The organism is Lysobacter xanthus (genome assembly GCF_047159895.1).
This window is the reverse complement of record NZ_BAAGAB020000074.1, coordinates 1-11,008: the sequence shown is the minus strand read 5'-3', so window position 1 is coordinate 11,008 and position 11,008 is coordinate 1. Positions and strand designations below refer to the sequence as shown.

11 protein-coding genes are annotated in these 11,008 nt (G+C 71.0%); 10 read left to right on the top strand and 1 reads right to left on the bottom strand.

Annotated features, from left to right (window positions below; genetic code table 11):
* The 10 genes from ACY35P_RS13480 to ACY35P_RS13435 all read left to right on the top strand — a co-directional run.
* Nucleotides 1–272, top strand: a 272-nt coding sequence (locus ACY35P_RS13480; protein ID WP_462116357.1) for a chorismate synthase, incomplete at its 5' end; no start/stop codon positions are given.
* Nucleotides 273–402: 130 nt separating this feature from the next.
* On the top strand, nucleotides 403–1,416 hold the full coding sequence (locus ACY35P_RS13475; RefSeq protein WP_462116356.1) for an aspartate-semialdehyde dehydrogenase: 1,014 nt from the start codon (nucleotides 403–405) through the stop codon (nucleotides 1,414–1,416).
* An 88-nt stretch (nucleotides 1,417–1,504) separates the two neighbouring features.
* Entirely contained in the window at nucleotides 1,505–3,181 is a 1,677-nt protein-coding gene (locus tag ACY35P_RS13470; RefSeq protein WP_462116355.1) for a type IV pilus assembly protein FimV, read from the top strand.
* Complete coding sequence (gene truA / locus ACY35P_RS13465) at nucleotides 3,178–4,011, top strand: tRNA pseudouridine(38-40) synthase TruA (protein WP_462116354.1); 834 nt, start codon at nucleotides 3,178–3,180, stop codon at nucleotides 4,009–4,011. The genes ACY35P_RS13470 and truA overlap by 4 nt, the downstream gene beginning before the upstream one ends.
* A complete protein-coding gene (locus ACY35P_RS13460) occupies nucleotides 4,008–4,676 on the top strand; it encodes a phosphoribosylanthranilate isomerase (protein ID WP_462116353.1) in 669 nt (222 codons plus the stop codon). The genes truA and ACY35P_RS13460 overlap by 4 nt, the downstream gene beginning before the upstream one ends.
* A gap of 49 nt (nucleotides 4,677–4,725) precedes the next feature.
* Nucleotides 4,726–5,955: a tryptophan synthase subunit beta gene (trpB, locus tag ACY35P_RS13455; RefSeq protein ID WP_462116352.1), complete on the top strand. Its 1,230-nt coding sequence runs from the start codon at nucleotides 4,726–4,728 to the stop codon at nucleotides 5,953–5,955.
* 78 nt (nucleotides 5,956–6,033) lie between these two features.
* Nucleotides 6,034–6,825: a tryptophan synthase subunit alpha gene (trpA, locus tag ACY35P_RS13450; protein WP_462116351.1), complete on the top strand. Its 792-nt coding sequence runs from the start codon at nucleotides 6,034–6,036 to the stop codon at nucleotides 6,823–6,825.
* A gap of 105 nt (nucleotides 6,826–6,930) precedes the next feature.
* Complete coding sequence (gene accD, locus ACY35P_RS13445) at nucleotides 6,931–7,812, top strand: acetyl-CoA carboxylase, carboxyltransferase subunit beta (RefSeq protein ID WP_462116350.1); 882 nt, start codon at nucleotides 6,931–6,933, stop codon at nucleotides 7,810–7,812.
* Nucleotides 7,809–9,167 carry a phosphoglucosamine mutase gene (glmM, locus tag ACY35P_RS13440; RefSeq protein ID WP_462116349.1) on the top strand — a complete coding sequence of 453 codons (1,359 nt, stop codon included), beginning with the start codon at nucleotides 7,809–7,811 and terminating at the stop codon, nucleotides 9,165–9,167. The genes accD and glmM overlap by 4 nt, the downstream gene beginning before the upstream one ends.
* A gap of 65 nt (nucleotides 9,168–9,232) precedes the next feature.
* Nucleotides 9,233–10,174, top strand: coding sequence for an isopenicillin N synthase family dioxygenase (locus tag ACY35P_RS13435; RefSeq protein WP_462116348.1), 942 nt, complete (start codon nucleotides 9,233–9,235; stop codon nucleotides 10,172–10,174).
* Between the two features lie 78 nt (nucleotides 10,175–10,252).
* Here the strand turns inward: ACY35P_RS13435 and ACY35P_RS13430 are convergent, their stop codons facing one another.
* Entirely contained in the window at nucleotides 10,253–10,924 is a 672-nt protein-coding gene (locus ACY35P_RS13430) for a DUF6445 family protein (RefSeq protein ID WP_462116347.1), read from the bottom strand.
* Between the last annotated feature and the right edge of the window lie 84 nt (nucleotides 10,925–11,008).

The following is an 11,008-nucleotide window of genomic DNA, read 5'->3' as shown; positions in this document are numbered from 1 at the left end:
ACACCAACCACGCGGGTGGCATCCTCGGCGGCATCAGCACCGGCCAGGCGCTGCGCTGCTCGGTGGCATTCAAGCCGACGTCGAGCCTGCGGCTGCCGGTCGAGAGCCTCGATGCGGACGGCCGCATGAGTGAAGTGGTCACGACCGGGCGCCACGATCCCTGCGTCGGCATCCGTGCCACACCGATCTGCGAGGCGATGGTCGCGCTGGTGCTGATGGACCAGGCATTGCGACACCGCGCCCAGTGCGGCGACGTCGACGCGAAACGATAGCGGCCAGCCGCCGCGCGCGCCCCGAGCGCGACCCTCGGCTGCGCCGCGTCGCTTGTCTTCCCCTTCCGCACCCTCCATCGTCGCGACTTCCCGCACTGCGGGCGCGGCGAACGATTCCGAGACCGAACGCATGAAGAATCCCGTCAACGTTGCTGTCGTAGGCGCCACCGGCGCGGTCGGCGAAACGATGCTCGCCGTGCTCGCCGAGCGCGATTTCCCCGTTGGCCAGCTGCACCTGCTCGCGAGCGAACGCTCCGCAGGCGGGAAGGTCCAGTTCAAGGGCCGCGACTACGTCGTGCAGGACCTCGCCACGTTCGATCCCGCCGGCGTCGACATCGCGCTGTTTTCCGCGGGCGGCAGCGTGTCGAAGGACTACGCGCCGAAGTTCGCCGCCGCGGGCGCAGTGGTCATCGACAACTCGTCCGCGTTCCGGAATGACGACGACGTGCCGCTCGTCGTGTCCGAGGTGAACCCCGAAGCGCTGCGGAACCGCCCGCGCGGCATCGTGGCCAACCCGAACTGCTCGACGATGCAGATGCTCACGGCCCTCGCGCCGATCCACCGCGAGGCCGGCATCGAGCGCATCAACGTGGCGACGTACCAGTCCGTGTCCGGCACGGGTCGCAAGGCGCTCGAGGAGCTGGGCCGCCAGACCGCGGCGATGCTGAATTTCCAGGACCCGAAGCCCGAGGTCTACCCGGTGCAGATCGCGTTCAACGTGATCCCCCACGGTGGCGACTTCCTCGAGAACGGCTACACGAGCGAGGAGATGAAGCTCGTCTGGGAGACGCGCAAGATCCTCGGCGACGAGTCCATCCAGGTGAATGCGACCGTCGTGCGCGTCCCGGTGTTCTACGGGCACTCCGAGGCCGTGCACATGGAGACGCGCGGAAAGATCACCGCCGAGCGCGCGCGCGAACTGCTCGCATCGGCACCGGGCGTCGAGGTGGTGGACGACCGGGTGGCCGGCGGCTATCCGACGCCGGTGACGCACGCCTCCGGGAACGATCCGGTCTACGTCGGCCGCATCCGCGAGGACATCTCGCATCCGCGCGGCTTGTCGTTGTGGGTGGTGGCCGACAACATCCGCAAGGGCGCCGCCCTCAATGCGGTGCAGCTCGCGGAGCTGGTGATCGCCGAATGAGGTGCACGCGGCGTCGCAACCCTCGTGCGACGCCGCGTCGTCCTGCTAGAGTCGCGGCGGAACGAGGGGAGAGGTCGCCGTGAGGCCAATGTTGCGAACCGTCGGGCTGCTGGCCTTCGCGCTGGCGAGCGGTTCCGCCCAGGCGCTCGGCCTGGGCCAGATCCAGGTGAAGTCATCGCTCGGCCAGCCGTTGCTGGCCGAGATTCCCGTGATCAGCAACGATCCGTCGGAGCTCGTGAACCTCGACGCCGCGCTGGCGTCGCCGGAAACGTTCACCCGGATCGGCCTCGAGCCGCCGATCGGCATCGTGGCCGACTTGCACTTCACCGTCGGCAGCGATGCGCGCGGCCGGCCGCTGATCCGCATCACCACGACGCAGCCCGTCACCGAGCCGCTGCTCAACTTCCTGGTGCAGGTCGACTGGGGGCAGGGGCGGCTGGTGCGCGAATACACCGCGTCGGTCGACGTGCCCGGCTCGATCGAGGCCGGTCCGGCCACGCCCGTCCAGGCGCCGGTCGCCGAGGCGCCGCCGGTCGTCGAGCGGCCGGTCGCGGCCGTCCCGCCGCCGCCGCAGCAGCCCCGCGCACGACCGCAGCAGCCCGCGCCCGTGCCCGAGCGCTCGCAGCAGCCGGCGGCGCCGCGGGCGACACGCCCCCAGCAGCCGGCCGCGGCCGTGGCGACGGATTCGGTGAGGGTGCGACCGGGCGACACGGCATCGGTCATCGCCTCGCGCGTCGCACCCGAGGGCGTGACCGCCGGACAGACGCTCGTCGGCCTCTTCCGTGCGAATCCGGAGGCCTTCATCGGCGGCGACGTCAACCGCATCCGGCAGGGCAGCGTGCTGCGCGTGCCCGAGACGACGGAGCTGCAGGCGATCGAGGCCCGCGAGGCCGCCGATCTCGTCCGCGGCTACGCCCGCCAATGGCGCCAGGCCCGCACGCAGCCGCAGGCGGTCGCCGCCGCCCCGGCTGCGACCCCGCAGCCGGCACGACCCGCAACCCCCGCGCCGGCGCCCGCCGGTCGGCTCGAAATCGTTCCGCCGGGTGCAGGCCGCACGGCCCGCGGCGGCACCCAGTCCGGCATCGCGGCCGGAGGCGAGGGAGACATGGTCCGACAGGAACTGCTGCAGACGAAGGAAGCGCTCGCCGCGCGCGACGCCGAGGTGCAGGAGCTCAAGAGCCGCCTCGCCGATCTCGAAAAGCTGCAGGCGGACCAGCAGAAGCTGCTCGCGTTGCAGAATTCGCAACTGCACGCGGCCCAGCAGCGGCAGGCGACGCCGCCCGCGGCGCCGGCCCGCGCGCCCGATTCCTCGCCGCTGCCGTGGATCGCCGCGGGCGCGCTCGTGCTCGTCGGCCTGCTCGCCGCCGCGTGGAACCGCCGTCGCTCGCGTCGTGAGCCGGTCTTCCGCGCGCCCGTCGACGCACCCCGGCCGTCGGTGGCCGATGCGTTCGCCATGCCGCCCGCGCCCGCGCCGGTGCCCGAGGCGCCGCTGGAGCCGGCCGTCGTCGTCCCCTCGTGGGAGCGTGGCGCCCGCACGCAGCCGGCACCTGTCCCGTCGGCTGCGCCGGTCGTGGACCCGCTGCCGGAGACGATGGCCGGGGACGTCGGGACCGATGCGGCGAACGTCGAACGCCTCGAGCTCGCGCAGGCCTACATCGACCTCGGCGACACCGACAATGCGCGACGCCTGCTCGACGAAGTCGTCGGCACCGGCGACGCGACCACCCGCGGCGTCGCCGCGCAGATGCTGCGGAACATCGGATGACCGAAAGGTCCGGCACCCCGCCGGCCGCCGAAGGCAGCACGCGTTACGCGATCGGCATCGAATACGACGGCACGGGCTTCAGCGGCTGGCAGCGCCTCAGCGCGCACGGCGAGCCCGAGCCGACGCCGCTGCCCACCGTGCAGGCGACGGTGGAGTCGGCGCTCTCGTTCGTGGCCGGCACGTCGATCGAGCTGACCTGCGCGGGCCGTACCGATGCCGGCGTGCACGCAGCGGGGCAGGTCGCGCATTTCGACTCGACGGTGAGGCGCGACCCGCGCGGCTGGGTGCTCGGCGCGACGTCGAAGCTGCCGCCCGAAGTGGCCGTGCTCTGGTGCCGCGAAGTGCCCCACGATTTCAACGCGCGCTTCTCGGCACGCGCCCGTCGCTACGTCTACCGCATCCTCAACCGGCCGGTGCGCCCGGCGTTGGGCCGCCGCATGCTCGGCTGGGAGCGGCGACCGCTTGACGCGGCCGCGATGCACCGGGCCGCACAGTCGCTGCTCGGCGAGCGGGATTTCTCCGCCTTCCGCACCGTGCACTGCCAGGCCGCGCATGCACGGCGCGAGATGCAGGAGATTCTCGTCCGCCGGGTCGGCGAGGTCGTGGAGGTCGAAGTGCAGGCGAACGCCTTCCTTCACCACCAGGTCCGCAACATCGTCGGCAGCCTGCTGATGGTGGGGCGCGGCGAACGGCCGGAAGGCTGGATCGCCGAAGTCCTCGAAGGCCGGGACCGCACGCTCGCGGGCCCGACCGCCCCCTCCGCCGGCCTGGTCTTCCTGGGACCGCGCTATCCCGCGCAATGGCAGCTTCCACCCGAGGTCACGCTGTGAATCGAACGCTCTTCCGCACCCGAATCAAGTTCTGCGGTTTCACCCGACCGGGCGACGTGCGCCTCGCCTGCGAGCTCGGCGTGGACGGCATCGGCTTCGTGTTCGCGCACAAGAGCTCACGCCGGATCGCGCCCGAGGAGGCCCGTGCCATGCGCCAGGCGCTGGCGCCGCTCGTCGATGCCGTCGCCCTGTTCCAGGACAACTCGCTGGAGGAAGTGCGCGACGTCGTGCGCCAGGTGCGCCCGAGCGTGCTGCAGTTCCACGGCGCGGAGGACGATTCGTTCTGCAGGTCGTTCGGCCTGCCGTACCTCAAGGTGGTGCCGATGGGCGAGGAGATCCTCGCGCCGCACTACCTGCAGCTGCGTTTCCCGGGCGCCGCGGGCTTCCTGCTCGACAGCCACAAGGCAGGGGAGAGCGGGGGCAGCGGCAAGACGTTCGACTGGAACCGCGTGCCGCGCGACCTGCAGAAGCCCTACGCGCTCGCCGGTGGGCTCACCCCAGAAAACGTCTTCGAGGCGGTCACCACCGCGACCCCGTGGGCGGTCGACGTCTCCAGCGGCATCGAGGCCGCGCCCGGGGTCAAGGACGGCGACGCCATGCGCCGCTTTGTCGAGGAAGTCCGGCGCGCCGACTGCCACACCGACGCGGTGGTGACGGCCTGCTGATGGCCTAAACTGGCGGGCCGCTCCCCCCGCGGTCCGCAGGCCCCCCCGCATGAACGATTTCGCCGCTCCGCTCTCCGTCGACGACTACAACGCGTATCCGGACACCGACGGCCACTTCGGCCGCTTCGGTGGCCGCTTCGTCGCCGAGACCCTGATGGGTCCGCTGCAGGAACTCGCCGCCGCCTACGACGCGGCGCGCGTCGATCCGACCTTCATCGACGCCTACGACCGCGACCTCGCGCATTACGTCGGCCGTCCCAGCCCGATCTATTTCGCGGAGCGCCTGACGCGCCACGCCGGCGGCGCGCGCATCCTGCTCAAGCGCGAGGACCTGAACCACACCGGCGCGCACAAGATCAACAACACCATCGGCCAGGCGCTGCTGGCCAGCCGCATGGGCAAGACGCGCATCATCGCGGAGACCGGCGCCGGCCAGCACGGCGTGGCGAGCGCGACGGTCGCCGCGCGGCTCGGCCTCGAATGCGTCGTGTACATGGGCGCGACCGACATCGAGCGCCAGAAGATCAACGTCTACCGCATGAAGCTGCTCGGCGCGACGGTCGTGCCGGTCACGAGCGGGTCGGCGACGCTCAAGGACGCGCTCAACGAGGCGATGCGCGACTGGGTGACGAACGTGCGCGACACGTTCTACATCATCGGCACCGTCGCGGGGCCCGACCCGTATCCGCGCATGGTGCGCGACTTCAACGCGATCGTCGGTCGCGAAGCGCGCGCCCAGATGCTGGCCGAATACGGCCGGCTCCCCGACGCCGTGACCGCCTGCGTGGGTGGCGGCAGCAATGCCATCGGCATCTTCCACGCCTTCCTCAACGACCGCGACGTGCGCCTCGTCGGTGCGGAAGCCGCCGGCGACGGCATCGACACCGGCCGCCACGCCGCCTCGCTCGCCGCAGGTCGCCCCGGCGTCCTGCACGGCAACCGCACCTATGTGATCTGCGACGACGACGGCCAGATCATCGAGACGCATTCGGTCTCGGCGGGCCTCGACTATCCGGGCGTCGGACCCGAGCACGCCTTCCTGAAGGACACGGGCCGCGCGGACTACGTCGGCGTCACCGACGACGAGGCGCTGGCCGCGTTCCACCTGCTCGCGCGCACCGAAGGCATCCTGCCGGCGCTCGAGTCGAGCCATGCGATCGCGCAGGCGGTGAAGCTCGCTCGCGACCTGCCCAAGGACGCGCTCGTGCTCTGCAACCTCTCCGGTCGCGGCGACAAGGACGTGCACACCATCGCAGCGCGCGAGGGCCTGTCGCTCTGAGCGACCGCGCGCCGCCGTTCCCCCTCCGCTGATCCGTCCCGCGGCCTCGACGAGGCCGCGCCATCGCACGCGAGCCCCATGTCCCGCATCGAAACGCGCTTCGCCCAGCTCAAGTCCGCCGGCCGCAAGGCCCTGGTGCCGTTCGTGACCGCGGGCGATCCGTCGCTCGAGGCCACCGTCCCCGTGATGCACGCGCTGGTCGAGGCGGGCGCCGACGTGATCGAGCTCGGCGTGCCGTTCTCCGATCCGATGGCCGACGGCCCGACGATCCAGCGCAGTTCCGAGCGCGCATTGGCGCGAGGCGTCGGCATCGACTACGTCATGCGCTGCGTGCGCGAGTTCCGCGAGCGGGACGGCGCGACGCCGGTCGTGCTGATGGGTTACCTCAATCCGGTCGAGATCCGCGGGCCGCTGGCCTTCGCGCGCCTTGCGGCCGAGTCCGGCGTCGACGGCATCCTGCTCGTCGACCTGCCGCCCGAGGAAGCGCGTGAATTCCGCGATGCCTTCGAGGCCGCGGGCGTCGACCTGATCCTGCTCGCATCGCCCACGTCGTCGGATGCGCGCATCGGGATGCTGCAGGGCCTGGCGCGCGGCTATCTCTACTACGTGAGCTTCGCCGGGGTGACGGGCGCCGACCGCCTGGACACGGGTGCGGCCGGTGAGCGCCTGCGAATGATCCGCGAGGGCACGGACGTGCCGGTGGTCGCGGGCTTCGGCATCCGCGACGCCGCGAGCGCCGCGGCGATGGCGGTGGACGCCGATGGCGTGGTCGTCGGCAGCGCGCTCGTCGCCGCGATCGACGGCCAGGCCGAGCCTGCCGCCGCCGCGCGCGCTTTTCTCGCCCCGCTGCGCGCTGCGCTCGACGCCTGATCCCGCCGCGTTGCCGGCGTCGCGGCCGGTCGCTCCGGACGGCTGCGCTACACTGACCCGCTGGCCGCGTGGCGGCCGTTCGTCCGACAGGGGAGAGCCTCCAGCATGTCCTGGCTCAAGAAACTGATGCCCTCCGGCATCCGCACCGAAGGCACGCAGCGCCGCCGCAGCGTGCCCGAGGGTGTCTGGGAAAAGTGCGACCGCTGCGCCAGTGCGCTCTATCGGCCCGAGCTCGAGGAGAACCTCGAGGTCTGCCCGAAGTGCGGCTTCCACATGCCCATCCGCGCCCGCGCGCGGCTCGCTTCGCTGTTCGATGCGGGCAGCATGGTCGAGATCGGCGCGGAACTTGGGCCGACCGACGTCCTCAAGTTCCGCGACCAGAAGAAATATTCCGATCGCATCCGTGCGGCGCAGAAGTCCACCGGCGAGCGCGATGCGCTGGTCGCGATGCGCGGCACGCTCGACGGGCGCGACCTCGTCGCCTCGTCGTTCGATTTCGCCTTCATGGGTGGCTCGATGGGCTCGGTGGTCGGCGAGCGCTTCGCGCTCGCGGCCGAGACGGCGCTCGAGCTCGGCTGCCCGTTCGTGAACTTCTCCGCGTCCGGCGGTGCGCGCATGCAGGAGTCGCTGTTCTCGCTGATGCAGATGGCGAAAACCTCCGCCGCGCTCGGTCGCCTCCGCGCGGCAGGCCTGCCCTACGTCTCGGTGCTCACGCACCCCACGACCGGCGGCGTATCCGCGTCGTTCGCGATGCTGGGCGACCTCAATATCGCCGAGCCCGAAGCGCTGATCGGCTTCGCGGGTCCGCGCGTGATCGAGCAGACGGTGCGCGAGAAGCTGCCGGACGGGTTCCAGCGCTCGGAATTCCTCGTCGAACACGGCGCGATCGACCTCATCTGCGATCGCCGCGAAATGCGTGCGCGGCTCGCGCACCTGCTCGCGATCCTGATGAAGCAGCCCGCGCCCCCCGAGGTCGCGTCCGCATGAGCCGTCGGTATTTCGGCACCGACGGCATCCGCGGCCGCGTAGGCGAGGGTCCGATCTCGGCCGACTTCGTGCTGCGCCTGGGCAATGCCTACGGCCACGCGCTGCGGTCGCACGCGCCCGCATGGCGCAAGCCGGTCGTCATCATCGGCAAGGACACGCGCATCTCGAACTACATGTTCGAGGCGGCGCTGGAGGCCGGCCTGGTGGCCGCCGGCGTCGACGTGCAGCTGATGGGTCCGATGCCGACACCCGCCGTCGCACATCTGACGCGCTCGCTGCGCGCGGACGGCGGCATCGTGATCTCGGCCTCGCACAATCCGCACTACGACAACGGCATCAAGTTCTTCTCCGCGCAGGGCGAGAAGCTCGACGACGCGACCGAACTCGCCATCGAGGCGGCGCTCGACGAACCCTTCCGCACGGTCGCGTCGGACGAACTGGGCAAGGCGCTGCGGACGCGCGAAGCGCTCGGCCGCTACGTCGAGGCCTGCAAGACGAGCGTGCCGCGCCGGTTCGATCTCGGCGGCATGCAGATCGTCATGGACTGCGCGAACGGCGCGACGTACCAGATCGCGCCGATCGTCTTCCGCGAGCTCGGCGCGCGCGTGAGCGCGATCGGCGTCGAGCCGAACGGCACGAACATCAACGACGGCGTCGGTTCCACGCATCCGCAGCATCTGGCCCGCAAGGTCGTCGAGCTCGGCGCGGACCTCGGCATCGCGTTCGACGGCGACGGCGACCGCCTGCTCTTCGTCGACGCACAGGGCCGTGTCTGCGACGGGGACGACCTGATCTATGTGCTCGCGTGCGACTGGCAGGCCAGCGGCCGACTGCACGGACCCGTGGTCGGCACCCTGATGAGCAATTTCGGTCTAGAGAAGGCGCTGGGCGAGCGGGGCATCGAGTTCATCCGCTCCCGCGTCGGCGACCGTTACGTCCACCAGCAGCTGGTGGACCGCGGCGGCATCCTCGGCGGCGAGGCCTCGGGGCACCTGCTGTGCCTGGACCGCACCAGCACCGGCGACGGCATCATCAGCGCGCTGCAGGTGCTGGAGGTGCTGGGCCGGCGCGGACTGTCGCTGGCCGAGGCGTTGTCGGGCCTGCAGCGCGTTCCGCAGAAGACGATCAACGTGCGCGTGCCCGCGGGTGCGAAGCCTTCGGAGGCCGAAAGCGTGAAGGCTGCGCTCGCCGCGGCGCAGCGCGACGTCGAAGGCCGTGGACGCGCGTTCCTGCGCCCGTCGGGCACGGAACCCGTCGTGCGCGTCACCGTCGAAGCCGACGACGAGGCGCTCGTGCAGTCCACGCTCGAGCGTCTGGCGAGCGCCGTGCGCGATGCCGCGTCCGCGCCGCTTTGACACCGCTCAAGCCGGTGCGCCGGCGAACGCTTCATCCTGACGCCTGCCCAACGAATCCCTGAGCCATGAACCAGATTCCGACCCTCGACATCCAGCGCTTCGACGACGCGGCCCAGCGCGAGGCCTTCGTGGCCGAGCTCGGCGCCACCTACCGCGAGTGGGGCTTCGCGGGCGTGCGCAACCACGGCATCCCGCAGCAGCTGATCGACGACGCGTACCGGGTCTTCGCGCAGTTCTTCGCGCTGCCCGAGGCGATCAAGCGCAAGTACCACGTGCCGGGCGGCGGCGGCGCGCGTGGCTACACGCCGTTCGGCATCGAGACCGCGAAGGGCGCGCAGCACTTCGATCTCAAGGAGTTCTTCCACATCGGCCGCGAGATCGCGCGCGACTCGAAGTACGCGGACTCGATGCCCGCCAACGTCTGGCCGGAAGAGCTGCCGGAATTCCGCGACGTCGGCTACCGGCTGTATACGGCGCTCGACACGCTCGGCTCGCGCATGCTCTCCGCGCTCGCGCTGCATATTGGCCTGCCCGGCGACTACTTCGTCAACGTCACGAACCAGGGCAACTCGATCCTTCGCCCGATCCACTATCCGCCGATCACGACCCCCGACGTGCCGAACGTGCGCGCCGGCGCGCACGAGGACATCAACCTCATCACGCTGCTGGTGGGCGCGAGCGCCGAAGGCCTCGAGGTGCTGTCGCGCAAGGGCGAGTGGATCCCGTTCACCGCGCAGTCCGACACGATCGTCGTGAACATCGGCGACATGCTGCAGCGTCTGACGAACCACGTGTATCCGTCGACGACGCACCGGGTGGTCAATCCGCCGGGCGAGAAGGCGCGACAGCCGCGCTATTCGACGCCGTTCTTCCTGCACCCGAATCCGGGCTTCGTGATCGACGTGCTGCCGTCCTGCGTCTCGGCTGACAATCCGAGCCGCTATCCCGAGGCGATCACCGCGCAGGGGTATCTCGAAGAGCGTCTGCGCGAGATCAAGCTCAAGTAAGCCGCGACCGGACGTCGCCGCGATCGAAAAGCCCGGCCTCCGCCGGGCTTTTTCGTGGCGGGGCGAGCAGGACGCCTGTCAGGCCATCCAGAAGAACACCGCCGCCATCCGCTTGGTCTCCGGCGTTCGCCCGCAGTACGCCGTCGCGCTGTGGATGAGGTTCGCCCGGTACACCAGCAACCGGTTGTAGCGATGCGGCAGGCGCACGTCCTCGACGAAACTGCCCGGCGCGACGAAGCGCGTGCCGAGCGCCTCGACGAGATTGTTGTGCGGCGGCATCACCGCGTTGCCGCCGAGCTGGCCGGTCGGCAGTCGCTGACGGTAGAACGCCGTGCCACAGTCCTCGGGCGTCTTCGGATTGAGGTAGAGCACCGCCGCGAACCTGCAGAGCGCGCGGGAGTCGGTATGAGGACGCACTTCGCCCTCGTCGATGCCGACCGCCTGGATGCAGTTGTGGTTGAGGGTGGCGCCGTCCGGCGATGCCTGCACCCACAGCTTCGTGGCACCGGTGAGCTCGCGGACGCGCGCTTCGACGAGCGCGAGTTCGTCCGCTTCGAGCCCGGGCATGATCCGCATGCCCGGCCAGCTCTCGTCGCGGTGCGGCCAGCCCAGCGTCCAGTCGTCGCGGGCCAGCGCGCGTTCGCGCACGCGGTCGGGATCCGGCAACGCGTCGTCGACCACCCAGTAGTCGCGGCCGGGGGTGGGCTTGCGGTAGGGGAGGACGGGCAGGCGCGGCGGGGCGGGCGGCATGGCCGGACTATACCGGCGCGTCCGGCGGGTTCACCCGCACGCCGGCTTCCGCCAGCGCCTTGCGCCCCCGGGGCGGCTTGTCAG